Annotated in this window: 16 protein-coding genes and 1 pseudogene; 2 read left to right on the top strand and 15 right to left on the bottom strand. The window is 66.2% G+C overall.

Annotation, left to right across the window (positions count from 1 at the left end; translation table 11 throughout):
- Positions 1 to 12 precede the first annotated feature (12 nt).
- The 5 genes and pseudogenes from merA to IT40_RS00245 form a co-directional block, all read right to left on the bottom strand.
- A complete protein-coding gene (gene merA, locus IT40_RS30400; protein WP_269451129.1) occupies positions 13 to 1,431 on the bottom strand; it encodes a mercury(II) reductase in 1,419 nt (472 codons plus the stop codon).
- 69 nt (positions 1,432 to 1,500) lie between these two features.
- Positions 1,501 to 1,956, bottom strand: a pseudogene (locus IT40_RS30395) (alkylmercury lyase family protein); the annotation flags it as partial.
- A 290-nt stretch (positions 1,957 to 2,246) separates the two neighbouring features.
- A complete protein-coding gene (locus tag IT40_RS00255) occupies positions 2,247 to 2,495 on the bottom strand; it encodes a hypothetical protein (RefSeq protein WP_012092602.1) in 249 nt (82 codons plus the stop codon).
- A complete protein-coding gene (locus tag IT40_RS00250; RefSeq protein ID WP_012092601.1) occupies positions 2,496 to 2,789 on the bottom strand; it encodes a heavy-metal-associated domain-containing protein in 294 nt (97 codons plus the stop codon).
- Between the two features lie 20 nt (positions 2,790 to 2,809).
- Positions 2,810 to 3,235, bottom strand: coding sequence for a mercuric transporter MerT family protein (locus IT40_RS00245; RefSeq protein ID WP_012092600.1), 426 nt, complete (start codon positions 3,233 to 3,235; stop codon positions 2,810 to 2,812).
- An 85-nt stretch (positions 3,236 to 3,320) separates the two neighbouring features.
- Here IT40_RS00245 and IT40_RS00240 point away from each other — a divergent pair, with 85 nt between their 5' ends.
- The gene (locus IT40_RS00240; RefSeq protein ID WP_012092599.1) at positions 3,321 to 3,761 is read left to right on the top strand and encodes a MerR family transcriptional regulator; all 441 of its coding nucleotides are present in this window, start codon (positions 3,321 to 3,323) and stop codon (positions 3,759 to 3,761) included.
- On the opposite strand, the gene IT40_RS29115 is transcribed toward IT40_RS00240, so the two are convergent.
- The 7 genes from IT40_RS29115 to IT40_RS00210 form a co-directional block, all read right to left on the bottom strand.
- Positions 3,744 to 3,881 (bottom strand): hypothetical protein, encoded by a 138-nt coding sequence (locus IT40_RS29115; protein ID WP_166436082.1) that lies wholly within the window; start codon positions 3,879 to 3,881, stop codon positions 3,744 to 3,746. The two genes, IT40_RS00240 and IT40_RS29115, sit on opposite strands and share 18 nt — an antisense overlap.
- Positions 3,882 to 4,305: 424 nt before the next feature.
- Complete coding sequence (locus tag IT40_RS00235; protein ID WP_012092597.1) at positions 4,306 to 4,602, bottom strand: hypothetical protein; 297 nt, start codon at positions 4,600 to 4,602, stop codon at positions 4,306 to 4,308.
- Positions 4,599 to 4,865: a DUF6117 family protein gene (locus IT40_RS00230; RefSeq protein ID WP_012092596.1), complete on the bottom strand. Its 267-nt coding sequence runs from the start codon at positions 4,863 to 4,865 to the stop codon at positions 4,599 to 4,601. The genes IT40_RS00235 and IT40_RS00230 overlap by 4 nt, the downstream gene beginning before the upstream one ends.
- A 71-nt stretch (positions 4,866 to 4,936) precedes the next feature.
- On the bottom strand, positions 4,937 to 5,413 hold the full coding sequence (locus IT40_RS00225; RefSeq protein ID WP_036749051.1) for a hypothetical protein: 477 nt from the start codon (positions 5,411 to 5,413) through the stop codon (positions 4,937 to 4,939).
- A 98-nt stretch (positions 5,414 to 5,511) separates the two neighbouring features.
- Positions 5,512 to 7,662, bottom strand: coding sequence for a ParB/RepB/Spo0J family partition protein (locus IT40_RS00220; RefSeq protein WP_012092594.1), 2,151 nt, complete (start codon positions 7,660 to 7,662; stop codon positions 5,512 to 5,514).
- Positions 7,663 to 7,785: 123 nt separating this feature from the next.
- Positions 7,786 to 8,181 (bottom strand): DUF2958 domain-containing protein, encoded by a 396-nt coding sequence (locus IT40_RS00215; protein WP_012092593.1) that lies wholly within the window; start codon positions 8,179 to 8,181, stop codon positions 7,786 to 7,788.
- A complete protein-coding gene (locus IT40_RS00210; RefSeq protein WP_036749324.1) occupies positions 8,178 to 9,134 on the bottom strand; it encodes an ArdC family protein in 957 nt (318 codons plus the stop codon). The genes IT40_RS00215 and IT40_RS00210 overlap by 4 nt, the downstream gene beginning before the upstream one ends.
- A gap of 221 nt (positions 9,135 to 9,355) precedes the next feature.
- On the opposite strand from IT40_RS00210, the gene IT40_RS27125 reads away from it, so the two are divergent.
- Entirely contained in the window at positions 9,356 to 10,330 is a 975-nt protein-coding gene (locus IT40_RS27125) for an AbiU2 domain-containing protein (RefSeq protein WP_012092591.1), read from the top strand.
- A gap of 64 nt (positions 10,331 to 10,394) precedes the next feature.
- Here the strand turns inward: IT40_RS27125 and IT40_RS00195 are convergent, their stop codons facing one another.
- Genes IT40_RS00195 through IT40_RS00185 form a run of 3 tightly spaced genes read right to left on the bottom strand, consistent with a single transcriptional unit; the run spans position 10,395 to position 15,770 of the window.
- Positions 10,395 to 13,574, bottom strand: coding sequence for an error-prone DNA polymerase (locus IT40_RS00195; protein ID WP_012092590.1), 3,180 nt, complete (start codon positions 13,572 to 13,574; stop codon positions 10,395 to 10,397).
- Positions 13,571 to 15,094, bottom strand: a complete 1,524-nt coding sequence (locus tag IT40_RS00190) for a Y-family DNA polymerase (RefSeq protein WP_012092589.1) — start codon at positions 15,092 to 15,094, stop codon at positions 13,571 to 13,573. The genes IT40_RS00195 and IT40_RS00190 overlap by 4 nt, the downstream gene beginning before the upstream one ends.
- Complete coding sequence (locus IT40_RS00185) at positions 15,009 to 15,770, bottom strand: ImuA family protein (RefSeq protein ID WP_012092588.1); 762 nt, start codon at positions 15,768 to 15,770, stop codon at positions 15,009 to 15,011. Before IT40_RS00185 ends, IT40_RS00190 begins: the two co-directional genes overlap by 86 nt.
- Positions 15,771 to 15,843 lie beyond the last annotated feature (73 nt).

Genomic DNA, 15,843 nt, shown 5'->3' with positions numbered 1-15,843 from the left:
CGCCGATTGTGCTCACCCGGCGCAGCAGGAGAGTTTGGCGATGTCCTTGCCGAACGAAAGTGCTGCGAGCTTCAGCCCCTCGACCGTGGTGAGGTAAGGAAAGATCGTGTCCGCGAGGTCATCGACGGTGAGACCCTGGCGGATCGCGAGAGCCGCGGTCTGAATGCTGTCGGCACCTTCCGGCGCGAGGATGTGGGCGCCGAGCAAACGACCGCCAGCAGCATCGGCCACGAGCTTGATAAGCCCACGAGTGTCGCGGGCGGCGAGTGCGCGCGGCACCTGATCGAGACCGATCGTCGAAACGCGGATCTCATGCCCGGCCGCACGCGCCGCCGCCTCGGTGAGACCTACGCTTGCGACCTGCGGATCGGTGAAGACGATAGCGGGCATGGCGCTGTTATCGTAGCGCAGGCTGTCGCCATTGAGGGCGTTCTTGGCGGCGAGCTTGGCGCCATAGGCGGCCATGTAGACGAACTGGTCGCGGCCGGTGACGTCGCCGGCGGCATAGACGCCAGCCTTGGTCGTGCGCATGCGGTCGTCGACCACGATGCCGCCCTTCGCCGAGACGGTGATCCCGTGCTCGGCCAGCCCAAGGCCTTCGATGTTGGGCGTGCGGCCCGTGGTGATCAGCACCTGATCGGCGTCGATCTGGACATCGTGACCGTCACGCGTGACGGTCAGTGACGCTCGGCCCTCGGTTTTGCGGATCGCGCGGTAAGCGATGCCGGAGATAACGGTGATGCCTTCATCCTCGAAATACCCCGTGAGCGCCGCGCCGATCTCGGGCTCGGCCTCGGGGAGCAGTCGGGACCGGCAGACGAGGGTCACCTTGACGCCGGCACGGGCGAACATCTGGGCGAGCTCCGCGCCGATATAACCGCCGCCGATCACCAGCAGCGATCGCGGCAGTTCCTCGAGGTCGAGCGCCGTCGTACTGGTGAGATACGGTACGGTCTCGAGGCCAGGAATAGCAGGAACTGCCGGCCGCGCGCCGGTTGCGATAATGATCTTGCCAGCGGCAATACGCGCGCCGTCAACTTCGACACCGCCGTCGAGGAGGCGAGCCGGCCCGTCGCGATAGGCGATACCATTGTACGCGGGGAGCAGGTCCGCGTATTTGGCCTGGCGCAGCCCAGACACGAGCGTGTCCTTCTGACGAACGGTTCCGCGCCAGTCTGTCAGTTCGGCTTCAGCAGTAATGCCGGCAAAACGTGCCGCCACGCGAGCGTTATGAAGCGTCTCGGCCGCGCGGATCAGGGTCTTCGACGGCACGCAGCCGACATTGACGCAGGTGCCGCCGATGGTGCCACTGCCGATGAGCGCCACCTGTGCGCCCTGATCGGCGGCCGTGATCGAGGCCGAGAAGCCGGCCGAGCCGGCGCCGATGACGACGAGATCGTAAGCGCCTCCATTGCGACCGTTTGTGCGCAAGGGTCGGTTGGCGACCACCAGGCTCTTCGACGCCACATCGAGACCAGCGAGGCTCGGCCCGAACAGAGCACGGCCGGCTTCCAGTCCTTCCTCGATCGACAGCCGGAAACCTGGCTCGTCGGTGGAACGTTCGTCGCGCCAGGCGGAAAGATGCTCGTCCGAGCAGAAAAAAGCGGTCGTCGCGCAGAGCGAGCTCGCGGCGCAGCCGCCTTCATAACGGACGCTCTGCCACATGACGGCCGACTGTGGCTCGACGTCGGCGAGTGCCCGCCCTCGGTCCTGCGTGGTGATCCGGATCAGTGCGCCGCAATGGCCGCAGGGCGAGGCGATCGCGGTGTCGCGATCGGTCATGGCACCGATGCCCAGCGCGTCGACCGCGCACATTGCATTCAGCGTGCGTCCGTCCAGAGTGACCCGATGGCCGGTGTTATGATCGCTGAACGGATAGGCGCCGACGATCAGCTCGCCATCGAGAACGACGAGGTCGCGCCGGCGGAGCTCGTCGAGCAGTGGCCGGATGACCATCTCACTGAGTTTTGTACGCTCCGCAAGCGCGCTTATGGTCGGGGCACCCCCGTGGTCGGCGTAGAGTCGGAGCAACGCAACACGCACCCTGTCGGTGGCGGGATCGTAACCGCTCCAGCGATTGAGCACGTGGTCGGACCCGACCATCGCCTGCAGAGCGTTCTTGACCACAGGCGACGTGACCGCCGACCAATCCGGAAACGTTACGCCCGGTCGAACGGCAAAGCTCGCCAGTGTCGCGGGCTGAGAAACGGCCGGGTTGTCCCGGGAGGAGGTTGCACAGCAATCGTTCATGGCTTCACGCCTTCCTTGCGAATCTTCGTCTCATAGGCCGTGGCTCTTGCCCGGCGATGATGGGGCCCCCACGCGCCGAAGCCGAAGCCCGCGACGATCAGGGGAAGCACCACTGCACCCACACCTGTCAGCCACGTGCCAAGACCCGCCAGAGACAGGCCGACGGCGAGGAGCGGCGCCGCGCAGCAGATCGCGGCGAGGACGGCGCCAACGGCACCTGCGCGGATTACGGCGCGATCAGTCATCTAGCTGCCTTGCTGCGTCGGGTGGGCCGGATAACCAGCATTCATGCTGGCGGCTGCGATGGCATCGGTGCTCGTCTTAGCGTCGTCGAAGGTCACGGTCGCGGACTTCGCCTCGAAGGAGACGGTCACCTTCGCGACACCGGGGATTGCCGCCATCGTGGTCTTCACGATGTAGGGGCACGAGGCGCAGGTCATGTTGTCGACGGCAAACGTCACAGTGCGTTCGGCGGCGAAGGCGGCAGGCGCAGTCATCACCGACGCGATCAAAGTGAAAGCGCTCAAACTCTTCCTCATGGGGTAGTCTCCTCTTGGTGTCAGGCGGAAAGCAGCAGCGGCGCGACGTAGTCGAAGGCGAAAGCAGCGGCGACGAGTACGGTCGCGAACCAGAGCGCGATCTGAACGAGGCGGCTGGGGACGGCGCGCGTGCAGGCAGCCCCATCGGCACAGGCCTGTCGCGGCTTCCAGTAGACAAGGTAGAAGCCGTAGCCGAGCATGCCCGCCGTTGCGGCGACAAACAGTGGCTTGTAGGGCGCAAGCGCCGTCAGATTGCCGATCCAGGCGCCGCCGATGCCGAGGCTGAACAGGACGAGCGGAATGATGCAACAGGACGAGGCGGCGATGGCGCCGAGTATGCCGCCGACGGCGACCAGGCGCTGTCGCCCGGCCTCGCTTCGCTCTGGCGTCGTCAGGTTTGCCGCAGTCGGTGCAACGTCTGCTGGTCCGTGTCGGGATGCATTCATGTTCGACCTCGCTCTTCTTGTCGAAAACCTATCCAGGCGCTAATGTGCGGTCTGTAGCAACTACAGGGTCAAGGGGTATTTTTGGATGCGCGATCACGCTGGCGTGAAAGGCCTCAAGCGCGCCGAACTCGCACAGCGCACAGGGTGCAATCTGGAGACGGTCCGCTATTACGAGAAGGTCGGCCTCCTGCCGGAGCCGCCGCGCACGGCGAGCGGCTATCGCAGCTACGACAGCACCCACGAGCGACGGCTTCGCTTCGTCTTGCGGGCGCGCGAGCTCGGCTTCTCCCTCGATGAAGTCCGTGAACTGCTGCGCCTCGTCGACGAGCGCGACCAGCCCTGCGCCGAGGCAAGCGCCGTTGCCGCCGCGCATCTCGACGACGTGCGTGAAAAGATCGCCGACCTGAAACGCATGGAGCGAGTGCTGAAGGACGTGGTGGCCCAATGCACAGAAGGCAATCGGCGGGAATGTCCGCTGATCGAGACGCTGTTCCGGGAGCCGGCGAGCTCAGCGAAATGCCAGTGAGACAGCTTGACTGTTCAGATAAACGCCGTGGGTGCCGTCCCCGGCCTGGAACACGACGATCACGACCATCAGCGTGGTGGCGAGGCTGGCGGCGAAAGCGGTGGCATCTGCGTAGGACATGGGTTCCGGCTCCTGTCTTTGGAGGCGGGGGACCATCCCCCGCGCGACAGGCGCCCGAAGTGTCTGACCGGATCTGCAATCACCCTCGGGCGTTCGGATTCTTTCCGAATCCCCGAGGGCGGCACGCGCGCGTAAGCCGACCCCACCGGGGTTGAATGCAAAGAGACGGTCGGACCAAGGTTAGCGAATGGAAGCGGGGGATGGTGCTTTGCGTCGAGCCGGTGCCGGAAACCCGTCGCAGATGCTTTGCTGCGCCAGCCTCGTTGCCGGCGGATATTCAGGGTGTGTTTCAGGCCGGGGACGGAACCCGTTGCCCCCACAACACCAAGGAGTTGGCGCAATGGTGAAGCTCGAACTCGATCCATCGCTGCTTGTGCAGCGATACCCGATAGCCCCGTGTGCAAGGTTCGGCTTTCAGGGCCGGTCAGTCCCAGAACCCATCGGCGATTTCGCGGGCGATCATGGCGCGGGCCTTCATCATCACATCGTCGCCGGAGGTGTCGATATGACCGAAAAAGCGCGTCCGGGCGCCATGGGCCGTCCAGTCGGCATAGCGGCAGTATTCGCGGGCATCGAGCCGGAAGGCGCGCATGTCCTCGGCCCAATGCGGTTTCGGTTCCACGATGACGGTGACGCCGTTGCGGGTTTCCTCCCAGGGAAGCGAGCGCTCCGATGGCGGATTGCGGCGGTCATCGGCGAAGATTTCATCGACCGTCATCATGATGCGCCCCCATCTTCGGCCTTCTCGACAAAGCCGGCAGGATCGTCGGGATCCGGCGGCAGATAGGCGTCATAGGGGTTGCCGCTTGCGAGATGGCCGAACGGCGTGAAGACGTAATCACCCCCGTCGCGGCCGACCGCGCACAGGACATAGCGTGTCTCACGGGTCGCGGCGTCGAGGCATTCCATAAGGGCGAGATTGCCGTCATCGGCAGCACGAAGCAGAGTGTCGAAGTTCGTTCGAACGGGATCGGGAATGGCCATTGTGTTCTCCTGAAACGAAGAAGGCCCGCCGTCACGGGACAAGCGGGCCGGATGAACGGGATCGGCGATGGTCACGCGGCAGCTCGACCCTCGACGGCATCGGCGCCTGCCTCGTCGGCGGTGATCTCCTCGAGGCGCGCGCGGCTGTAGCCGTTCCTGGCTAGCCAGAGTTCGGCCGCCTCGTGGGTCTCCGCGAGGTGCAGCAATTCGACGTTCTCTCCGACATCCTGCACAACACGGACCTGACCGATCTTCGGGCGTTCGACAACCCGGAAGCTCAGATCGCTGTCGATGCCGTAGCTGCGCATGATGGTGATGAGGATGATGCCGCCTTCGCCGAAATCACCCTCATGCAGGGTGAAGGACGGCGGCGTCGTGTAGGTCGGGCGCTCGCGGCCCGGTTCCTTGCGCACGAGGCGACCGGCCCCGTTGCGGGATTTCCACGCGGCGAGCTTCTTGGTGAAACGTGCGGGCGGTTTCGGCTGGCCGTCGCTATAGGCCACGAGCGAGCCGAGAGGCGCAATGTCGAAAATGAGGGAAGCGGACATGATCTTGCTCCTGAAACGAAAGCGGCCCGGCGAGATGCCGGGCCTTCAGATGGAAGGGATGGAATGCGGGGCGGCGGAGGCCGCCCCGCTGCTGCGCGTCACTCGGCGGCGACGAGGGCCTCTGGATCGTCGGCGGCCTCGGCCGTGTCCTCATGGCCACCGGCGAGGAAGTCGGGCAGCGCCACGCTGTCCTCGTCCTGATCGGTCGCGCCATCCACGGCCTGCGCCTCGATGGCGGGGCGCAGCGGCTCCGGCAGCCAGCCGGTATCGGCCAGGAGCCGTTCGGCCTCCTTCGCCATATCGCCCTTCTTGAGATGCGCGATGAGATCGGCCGCGCGATCGCCGGCGCCCTCGCGCACCGCCTCGATGATGCGGGTCTTGGTCACGCGACCCAGGTAGTTCTCGACCGTGGGCCTCCAGCCCGCTTCGACGAGATCGAGGCCGGTGGCCTGTGCCAGCCGTTCGGCCTCGGCCATGCGGCGGTCGAGACCGTGCTGCGAGATGCCATTCCCCGAATAGGGGTTGGGCCGCTCGTAAAGCGCGTTGACCCCGAAACTGACGCAATGGGCGAGCAGCGCCAGGCGGCTGGCATCGTCGAGACCGTCGATCCAGTCCCAGAGCCGGTCGTCATCGCCAGCGGGGATGTCGCCCCGCCAGGCGTCCGCGCGCTCGTCGATCATCTTCGCGGCGGCGCTGTCAGCGAGCCCGGTCGCATCCGTGGGAAGATAGATGTGACGCACGGCGGCATAGAGGCTGGTTCCCGAGGTGGCGGTGCGCTCGAAAGTATCGAGAACCAGCTTGTGCAGCAGCGCCGTCATGGCGACGCGCGGATTCTCGGCAAGCGCATTGCGCAACGCCAGCGTCCGCCAGGCGGTCAGGTCGGTCACCAGCCGCTCGGGCAGCGGCTTGACGGCATCGTCCTCCTCTTCATCGCCGTCCGGGACCGGCTCGCCGCCGACGGTGATAACCGCGCGCTGCACCGCATCGGGATCGGACGGGTCGGCACCTTCGCCCGCATCCTCACCATCGACGCTCTCGGGTTGTTCGTCCTCGGGGCGGACATAACCGGGACTGACGATCAACTCGCCATCGCGGTCGATGCTGACGAAAACACCGGCACGGGCGATGTCTTCCGGCGCGAAGGTGACGGGCCGGTTCTCGAAGCCTTCCAACTCGGCTTCGATCTCCCCGAGCCGCTGGTCGATCTCATCGGGCAGGTCGTCGGCTTCTGCATACTGCGCTTCGAGTTCGTCATACTCGTCGCGCAGCGCCTCGCGGGCGGTGCGCTCCTCGTCGGTCAGCTCCTGGGTCACACCGACCAGCCTGCGCAGGCCGTTGGCGTAGCCGTAGGGAAGTTCGACTGCCGCGTCGATCCACTTCCAGCCCTGTCCGGCGATCTCGTCGGCGACAGTGCGCAGCTTATCGTCAACCAGGCGGTCGAGCAGCGTGACGTCCTGCAACCAACCGCCGTTCTCGTCGGAGAAGAGATCGCGCAGCACCGGGCCGCCCGCCGCCTCATAGGCGTCGATGCCGATGAAGCGGGCGCGCTTGTCGGCAGCCGGAACCGTGGTCTCGGTCAGCAGGCTGCGGATGTGCCAGGGCTCTTTCTGCCACGACGTGCTGATCCGCTCCCAGACCTGCTGCTGGCGCTCGTGGTCGGGATTGACGGTGAAGGCTTCCAGCATCGCCAGCGTCATCTCATTCCGCGCATAGGCGTCGTGCAGCGCCGGCGCGACCGTCGCGAGACGAAGGCGCTGCATGATGTAGCGCGGCGTGGTCCGCCAGGCGTCGGCGATCTCCTCCTTCGACATGCCCATGTCGAACATCCGCTTGAACGCCTTGAACTGGTCGAGCGGATGCAGGGCGAGGCGCAGCAGGTTCTCGGCCAGCGAGTCGTCGACTGCCGAGGTCTTGGCATCGGCCTTCTTGACGATGCAGGGGACGAGGCCATCGGCCGGGAAGCGACCGGCTTCGACGAGGCGCGCGATGGACCTGTAGCGGCGGCCGCCGGCCGGGGTCTCGAAATCGCCGGTCTCAACGCCGTCCGCGTCGAGGATGGCGCGAACGTTGAGGCCCTGCACGAGATCCTCGCGCCGGTCGATGTCATGGGTAAGTTCGTCCAGACCCGCCTCGACGTCAGCCTCGCGAACATTGCTGTCCGACAGCCTGATCCGGTTGAACGGAATGTCGCGCGCCCGTGAAAAGACGATCATCGGGGCGACGGGCTTCTTCCTGGCAGCTTTGGCCATGGTGATTTCTCCGCGACGGGCGGCCGGGAGCCACTCTCTCGACCTCCAACCCGTCACGAAGCGAAGCGCCGCCCTCTTCCTCTGAAGAGTGCGACGCCAGGCCACAAAGCCGGCAACCGGAAATCAGGATTCCCGGCTTTCCGTATCTGTGGATGTGCGGGTGAATGCCGCACCGGCGCGGTAGAGGGCTCGTTCCGCCGCCTGGATGCTGCCGGTTTCCCACGCAGCCTCCGCCCAGACCGAGATCGGGAAATCCCCGGTGAAGAGCAGATCCCGCTCGATCCCCATGCCGAAGGGCAACCGGACCCCACGCAGCTCTTCCAGGCTCCACGAGCCGAGTTCGGGGTAGCCGATATCGGCCAGGCCGAACATGATGTCGCCGCCCTGATCCAGCTCGGTGGCGAGCCAGACGCCCGCGCCGAAGGGGTTGAAGAATTTCACGACGGGGATGTGATCCCCGCCGCGCTGGCATCCATTGGCCAGAAGCCGGTCACGCTGTGTTCCGGTCAGGAGGATCATGCCGCGACCCTCCCGTCGATTGCAGCCGGATCCGGTTCCCCGGCATCTTCGGCCGGCAGATGCGCCAGCAGCCAGTCGGCCGCCTTACTGGCCTGTGAGGCCGCGCGGACAATGGCGCGGTTATCCTCGCGCAGCACCTCCAGCCAGGAGCCGATGTAGTCGGCATGGCGCACGGTCGGCACGATGCCGAGCGAGGCGCAGCAGAAGGCCGCGTTCATCTCAGCCACCAGCTCCTCGAAGGCGTATTTCTTCGTGCCGAAACTGCCCGAAAAATCCCGCCCCAGGCGCGAGGCATGGCCTGTGGCGTGACCCATCTCGTGGAGCGCCGTCCTGTGCCAGTTGATCGGTTCGAAATAGGCGGCCGGTGGCGGCACCTGGACATAGTCGAGCGCCGGAACATAGAAGGCGCGATCCCCGCCGATGCGGAAATCGATACCAGTGGCACAGATCAGCGCCTCGACCCTCGGCTCGATCATGCCTGGCGGTGGTGGTGGTGCCTCGACAGCGATGTCCTCGGGCAAGCCTTCGCATTGCGCCGCGTTGAACACGGTGAAACGCTTCAGGAACGGGACGCGTCCCGGTTCTTCACCGGTCTCGCGGGCTCGGCGCTTCTCGTCTTCCGGGGTGAAGCGGTCGGCATAGACGACCGTCGTGCCGTGCTCGCCCTTACGGACATTGCCGCCGAGGGCTGCCGCCTGGCGATAGGTGAGCCAATGCTGGGTCGGATAGCCGTTCTGGACCACGGCACCCCAGAGGATCAGCACATTGATCCCGGAATACTGCCGCGAGGTCGCGGCGTTTCGCGGCATGGCAAGCGGCGCTTTCGCCGCAGTCCCCCAAGGCTGGACCCAGGGAAGCCGTCCTTCCTCCAGCTCGGCGATGATCTTGTCGGTGATGTCGTCATAGAGATTGCTGCGGGCGCCGCCTGGGCGAGCGCGGTCCTGTCTGGCCATCGGGATGATCTCCGCGACGGGCGCCGGAGGCCACTCCTCCAGCACTCAACCCGTCACGGAAAACCCGTCCGCACTCTCCCTCTCAGGGGGCGTTGCGGGGTCTCCCCGCTGAAGGGGGTGCGCCGGCAACGATAGTGCCGGCCAGGGGGAAGGCCTTCCCCCGTCAGGCCCACGGCAAGATGCGCGTTTATTCGCGGGAACAATAAAAAGAGCCCGCGCGAATGAAGAATCAGAAGCGAATAGCCGTCGCCGGTGTTGGCGTCTGCCGGTATGATGAGGTGAGTTTGGCGCTCAGGCTTGGAAAACTAATGACGCAGCATGACCAGCACATCGCCACGTGGCGGGATGCTTTTCGCGACGAGACAACGGGCATCCACAGAACCATTCAGGATCTGCTCTGGAACTACGCCGCCTTTCGCACGACGGTTCGGATCGTCCGTCTTGCAAATGAGAAGAGAGGCTCGAGACCCCCGCTTAACCAGATGATGTTCAATCTCGTTTCCGAGGGATACTGGTCAAGCCTGCTTCTCGGCACTCGCCGACTTCTCGATAAGGCCCCGATCAATGGCCCCAAGGGAGTTTACTCGATCCGATCTGTCGTCAACGACGTGAAAGCGAGCCAAAACTGGTTGACCAGGAGAATCTACGTCGAGAAAGTGCTTGACGCGCAATACGATCTCGATCGCCTGCATCAAGAACAACATGACCACCTCGTCGCCGCGAATGGGCGTCCGGTGTGGGGTGATCCAGAGCTCATGAAAAGTCAGGCCGCGCATCGGCATTTCGATGTTTTGAGCGGCGTGTCTCCATCAGGGCGTAACCCGAGCGATCTGATCTCAGCCACGGTATTGGAGAAGATCGAAACTCGGCTCGCCAGCCTTGATCGAATTGCCGAGCACGTTAACTCGCATGTTGCTCATGCCGGGAACAAGCAAAGTCGGCAGGACAGGGAGCTTGGTGATTTCGACATTCGCGATGCCGAAAAGACTCTCAGGCAGTTGAAGGAAATCGCGGATCTGGTCGGAGTGTGGTTCGCCAACGAAGGCGGTGCGGGCCTCGCCACATATCTCGGTGACCAATTCGAGGGCCTCGATCATGCGGTCGTAGACAGCGCCGACCTTGCCGACCTTTTAGAGCAATGGCGATTGATCGATAGAGAAATCGCAGAATGGTCGATCCGGCCAGAAGATTTGTGACCCCCGAGAGGCAGGCCGATTCGTTGGTTCGAACCGATACCGCCTTCTGTCAAAGCCACCGGCTTTACCGAAAATCCCGCGCCTTCACCCTGATACCGCCGGCCCCCGGCCCCTGCTGCCCGTCCGTCGCCACCTCGCGCTGCACGACAGTCGCCAGATCCCGCGACAGATCGACGATCCGATGGGCGACGAGATGCACGACCTCGCCCTCGCGCTGAACGCGGCCCCGCACGGCGATCATGCTCGATGAGAGAATGACCCGGCGATAGCGCTCGAAAATCTTCTGCCAGACGACGAGATTGGCGATGCCGGTCTCGTCCTCGAGCGTGATGAACATGACGCCATTGGCCGAACCGGGGCGTTGGCGCACCAGCACGATCCCGGCAGCCTCCAGCCAGCGCTGATCACGGGCCGCCATCGCCTCGGCGCAGGTGACGATCCGGCGCCTCGCCAGGTCCTCGCGCAGGAAGGAGACCGGATGGCGACGCAGCGACAGGCCGATATGCCCATAATCCTCGACCACCTCGCGGCCAGCAGGCATCGCTCTGAGCGCGATCGCCGGCTCGTCGAGTTCCGGAACGGTCCGTCCCTCGCGCTCCGAGGCGGCGGCGAAGAGCGGCAGTTCCTCGTCGCGCAGCCCCTTGATGGCCCATTGCGCCTCGCGCCGGGCCAGACCGAACGCCGGGCGGAATCCGTCGGCCGCCGCGATCTGATCGAGCGCCGCCACGGGTACACCCGCCCGCCGCCAGAGATCGTCGACCGAGGTGAACATCTCATCGCCCTGGGCCGCGACGATGGCGGCGGCATGGGCATTGGCGAGACCCTTGACCATCCGCAGCCCGAGGCGGACGGCGAATCGGCTTTCGTCTCCGGTCGGCTCCAGCGTGCAGTCCCAGCGGGAGGCATTGATGCAGACCGGGCGGACCTCCACTTCATGCTCGCGCGCGTCGCGCACAATCTGGGCCGGCGCATAAAAGCCCATGGGCTGGGCGTTGAGGAGCGCAGCGCAGAAGACATCCGGGTGCCAGCATTTGAGCCAGGCCGAGGCATAGGCGATCAGCGCAAAGCTCGCCGCATGGCTTTCCGGAAAACCATAGGAGCCGAAGCCTTCGAGCTGCTGGAAGGTCCGCTCCGCGAAGTCCTGCTCGTAGCCACGCTCGATCATCCCCGAGATCAGCCGGTCGCGGAACTTCGAGACCCCGCCGGTATGCTTGAAGGTCGCCATGCTCTTGCGCAGGAGATCGGCCTCGCCAGCGGTGAAGCCCGCGCATTCGATGGCAACGCGCATCGCCTGTTCCTGGAACAGCGGCACGCCGAGCGTCTTGCCCAGCACCTTCTCCAGCTCGGGCCGGGGATAGTCGACCTCTTCCAGACCCTCGCGCCGGCGCAGATAGGGATGAACCATATCGCCCTGGATCGGCCCCGGCCGCACGATCGCGACCTGCACCACCAGGTCGTAATAGGTCCGGGGCTTCAGGCGCGGCAGCATGGACATCTGCGCCCGGCTCTCGATCTGGAAGGTGCCGAGTGTGTCGGCCTTGCGGATCATCGCATAGGTGCGCGGATCCTCGGCCGGGATCGACGCCAGATCGAGGCGGATATCCTTGTGCTCGGCCAGCAGGTCCAGCCCCCGGCGCATGCAGCTCAGCATGCCGAGCGCCAGGACATCGACCTTCATGAAGCGCAGCGCGTCGATATCGTCCTTGTCCCATTCGATGATCTGGCGCCCCTCCATCGCCGCGGGCTCGATGGGGACGAGATCGTCGAGCCGGTCGTGGGTCAGCACGAAACCGCCCGGATGCTGCGACAGATGCCGCGGCGCGCCGCGAAGCTGGGCGGCCAGTTCGAGCGTCAGGCGCAATCGGCGATCTTGCGGGTTGAGATTGAGATCGCGGAGCTGCTGCTCGGTCACACCGGCCTCGGACCAGCCCCAGAGCTGGCCGGACAGCGTCTGGATCAGGTCTTCGGGAAGCCCCAGGGCCTTGCCGACGTCCCGCAGCGCGCCCTTGGAGCGGTAGCGGATGACGGTGGCGGTTAGCGCGGCGCGCTCGCGGCCGTAATGCTCATAGACCCACTGGATCACCTCCTCGCGCCGCTCATGCTCGAAATCCACGTCGATGTCCGGCGGCTCCCGGCGCTCCTCGGAGACGAAACGCTCGAAGAGGAGATCGTTGCGGCCGGGATCGATCGCGGTGATACCGAGCACATAGCAGACGGCCGAGTTCGCGGCCGATCCGCGCCCCTGGCAGAGGATGCCGCGCGACCGGGCGAAGCGGACAATGCTGTTCACCGTCAGGAAGTAGGGCGCGTAGTCGAGCTTGCCGATCAGGGCCAGCTCATGCTTCAGCGCCGCTGTCACCTCGTCGGGGACACCCTCGGGATAGCGGCTCGCCGCGCCCTCCCAGGTCAGCCGCTCCAGGGTCTCCTGCGGGGTCAGCGCCGGATCGTCGCGCTCTTCGGGATATTGATAGCGCAGCTCGTCGAGCGAGAAGCGGCAGCGATCCGCGATCTCACGCGTCCGGGCCAAAGCCTCGGGCCAGCGCGCGAAGAGCCGGTGCATTTCGGCAGGCGGCTTCAGATAGCGGTCGGCATGGCGATCGCGCCGGGTGCCGAGCGCATCGACGGTGAGATTGTGCCGGATCGCGGTGACGACATCCTGCAGGATGCGGCGTCCGGGCTCATGGAAGAGCACGTCATTGGTCACGACGGTGGGCACACCTAGGCCCGCAGCGAGCGTCGACAGCTCCCAGAGGCGCATCTGGTCATTGGGCCGCCGGCGCAGCGTCAGGCCGAGATAGGCGCGATCGCCAAAGGCATCGCGCAGGCGCCGCAGCCGCAGACCGCAGGTCTCGTCGGCGAGGTCCGGCGCCAGGACCACGATCAACCCCTCGCCATAGGCGACCAGATCGTCCCATTCGAGATGACAGCGCGCCTTGCCCGCCCTCCCCTTGCCCAGCGACAGCAATCGGCAAAGCCGTGAATAGGCCGCCCGGTCGGTCGGATAGACCAGCACCGACATGCCGCAGGCAAGATCGAGGCGGCAGCCGACGATCAGCCGCACCCCCGCCTCCTTCGCCGCCTCATGGGCGCGCACGATGCCGGCCAGCGTGTTGCGATCGGTCACGGCGAGCGCCTCGATCCCCATCGCGGCCGCCGCGGCGAACAGCTCCTCGGCCGAGGACGCGCCGCGCAGGAAGGAGAAATGCGACGTCACCTGCAATTCGGCGTAAGCGGGCGCGCTCATCCGAATATCCCGTGCAGGAACCAGCGATGCGAGCCGGTGGCCGCATCCTCGCCATCGCCGGAGCGGAAGATCCAGAAGCGTTCGCCGGCATCGTCCTCGACCCGGAAATAGTCCCGCACAGCGATGAGCTCGGCATCGCGTTTCCACCATTCCCCGAAGATGCGCTCGGGGCCGTCGGCCCGGCGAACACGGCGGCGCACGCCCTTCCAGGAGAACCAGTTCGGAGGATGGTCCGGCAGCAGCGCCATGGTCTCGATCGGCTCCGGCTGGGAGAGCAGCCGCGAGGGGCGCGGCCAATGGTCCGGCCAGCCTGCGCCCGTATCCTCGGCAAGCGCCGGCAGGCGGCGGACCGAGCGTTCGGGCACATCGCTCGCCACCGGGGCGAAGCGATAGACCGCCCGCGCGCCGACCCGGTTCGCCAGCGTGTCGATCAGGCCGGAGAGATCCGGCGCCCCCTCTTCGATCAGGCTGCTGGCCGCCTGTTTCAGGGCCAGCGGTTCGGCCAGGGTGGCGGTCAGCGACATGATCTCGACGCCGAAGCCTGGCGCGATCGTCTCGATCTTGTCGCAGAGAAGCCGGGTCAGGCGCGCGGGATTCCGCACCGGCATGGCCAGACCGATGCGCACCGTCTCGACCCGGTTGTCGACGCGGTAGCAGAGCAGGTCGAGACGGCGCGCGCCAAGACCCCGCCCTTCGAGCGCCTCGCAGAGCGCCATGACCAGCTTGCGAATATAGCGCGCGATGGTCTCGGCGGCGCCTATGGGTTCGGCGAAGACGCGGCGGACGGAGACCAGCTCCTCCAGTCGGATCGGCTCGATGGGTTCGGCGACCGCACCCAGGGCCTGATCGAGACGCCGGCAGAGCTCCGGGCCGAAGCGCCGGGTCAGGGGCGCACGGGGCTGCCCGATCAGGTCGCCGATGCGGACAAAGCCCAGGTCATTCAACCCCACCGCGATCGCGGGCGGCAGGCGCAGTGCTTGCAGCGGCAGCGGCGCGAGGACCGGGACGGTTTCGCCGGGAGGGGCGACAAACAGCGGATCGGCCGCGTAGCGCGCCAGCGCATGGGCCGCGCCCCAGCTATCGGCAATGGCGGCACGGGCGGTGACGCCGGACATGACAAGCCGACCGGTCAGCACCTCCAGCATGGCCGCCTCACCGCCATGCAGATGGTCGGCGCCGGTCGCGTCGATGACGATCCCGTCCGGCGCGTCGGCGGCGACGATAGGTGAGAAGCGTTGCAGCACCCAGAGCGCGAGGCGTTCGAGGCTGTCCAGGTCGGCCCGCGGGTCGGCGGGCTCGATGTGGAGGCCGGGCACCATCGCCTGGGCCTTGGTGACAGGCATTCCGGCGCGCAGGCCGAGCGCCTGCGCGGCCGGATCGGCCGCCGTCACCACCCGGCGGTTCTTCTCCTTTCCGGCGATGACCAGCGGCGCCTCACCGGGCGGCGCTGCGTCGCCCGCCTTCCGCCGCAACCGGTCTGTCGGCCAGTTCGGCAGGAAGACAGAGATGACCCGAGCCATCGCACGCCTCCAGTTCGATATCGAGACATTCGCCCGCCCGCGCCCGGATCAACTCAACGAGCCAGCGCGGCCGTCCAACACCGGGAACCGGAAGGGGCGCGGACGGCAGCGCCGAGATCCGCCAGCGGGTCATCGCCGCCGTCGGCTGCCCGAAATCGCTCGCCTCCGCCTGCCGCCGCCAGCGGCGCAACGCGATGCAGATCGTCGCCGAACCTTTCGCGGCCAGATGCAGCCGCCGCGAGGCGGGCATCGGCAGGCGCGCGACGTCACCGACGACCGCCCCCAGCCCGCCATGCCGCAGCCCTTCCTCCATACAGGCGAGAGTCGCCTTGTCGTCCCCGGCTTCGACGAAGATCACCCGGCCGGGCGGCAATCCGGCCTGCTCCAGCCCCGGTGCGAAGAGATCCTGGAGCGCCACGCACCAGAGCACCTGGCCGGCGGTGCGGGCGGCGATCCCGGCGGTGAAACAGGCGGCAGCCGCGCCATCCACCGCCCCGTTGCCGCCTCCGGCGACTTCATGGAGGCATCCGAGCGCCAGTCCGCCACCGGGCAGCTTGCGATCCAGCGGCGCGATCCCGAAGGGCAGCACCTCGTGCGGACGCACGCCATCGCCTTCGAGCCGCGCGATGCGCGCCCGAAGTTCGGCAATGGCTGGGCTGTCGGCACGGCTGGGCATATGAGGATGGCGTCTCCGGGGCTTTGCACTGGTCGATTCTGTTGCTATGTTCTTTATTTGTTCTCTTGTGGGT

The organism is Paracoccus versutus, from assembly GCF_000763885.1.
GTDB classification, from domain to species: domain Bacteria; phylum Pseudomonadota; class Alphaproteobacteria; order Rhodobacterales; family Rhodobacteraceae; genus Paracoccus; species Paracoccus versutus.
The sequence above is the reverse complement of the archived record's forward strand: the minus strand, read 5'-3'. Positions and strand labels throughout refer to the sequence as shown.

Excerpts from the sequence above, each read along its gene's own strand:
- IT40_RS00195 (WP_012092590.1), bottom strand. The coding sequence starts at position 13,574 with ATGAGCGCGCCCGCTTACGCCGAATTGCAGGTGACGTCGCATTTCTCC.
- IT40_RS00190 (WP_012092589.1), bottom strand. The coding sequence starts at position 15,094 with ATGGCTCGGGTCATCTCTGTCTTCCTGCCGAACTGGCCGACAGACCGG.
- IT40_RS00225 (WP_036749051.1), bottom strand. The coding sequence starts at position 5,413 with ATGTCCGCTTCCCTCATTTTCGACATTGCGCCTCTCGGCTCGCTCGTG.
- IT40_RS00220 (WP_012092594.1), bottom strand. The coding sequence starts at position 7,662 with ATGGCCAAAGCTGCCAGGAAGAAGCCCGTCGCCCCGATGATCGTCTTT.
- IT40_RS27125 (WP_012092591.1), top strand. The coding sequence starts at position 9,356 with ATGAAGAATCAGAAGCGAATAGCCGTCGCCGGTGTTGGCGTCTGCCGG.
- IT40_RS00240 (WP_012092599.1), top strand. The coding sequence starts at position 3,321 with ATGCGCGATCACGCTGGCGTGAAAGGCCTCAAGCGCGCCGAACTCGCA.
- IT40_RS00185 (WP_012092588.1), bottom strand. The coding sequence starts at position 15,770 with ATGCCCAGCCGTGCCGACAGCCCAGCCATTGCCGAACTTCGGGCGCGC.
- IT40_RS00250 (WP_012092601.1), bottom strand. The coding sequence starts at position 2,789 with ATGAGGAAGAGTTTGAGCGCTTTCACTTTGATCGCGTCGGTGATGACT.
- IT40_RS00215 (WP_012092593.1), bottom strand. The coding sequence starts at position 8,181 with ATGATCCTCCTGACCGGAACACAGCGTGACCGGCTTCTGGCCAATGGA.
- IT40_RS00230 (WP_012092596.1), bottom strand. The coding sequence starts at position 4,865 with ATGGCCATTCCCGATCCCGTTCGAACGAACTTCGACACTCTGCTTCGT.
- IT40_RS00235 (WP_012092597.1), bottom strand. The coding sequence starts at position 4,602 with ATGATGACGGTCGATGAAATCTTCGCCGATGACCGCCGCAATCCGCCA.
- IT40_RS00255 (WP_012092602.1), bottom strand. The coding sequence starts at position 2,495 with ATGACTGATCGCGCCGTAATCCGCGCAGGTGCCGTTGGCGCCGTCCTC.
- IT40_RS29115 (WP_166436082.1), bottom strand. The coding sequence starts at position 3,881 with ATGTCCTACGCAGATGCCACCGCTTTCGCCGCCAGCCTCGCCACCACG.
- IT40_RS00210 (WP_036749324.1), bottom strand. The coding sequence starts at position 9,134 with ATGGCCAGACAGGACCGCGCTCGCCCAGGCGGCGCCCGCAGCAATCTC.
- IT40_RS00245 (WP_012092600.1), bottom strand. The coding sequence starts at position 3,235 with ATGAATGCATCCCGACACGGACCAGCAGACGTTGCACCGACTGCGGCA.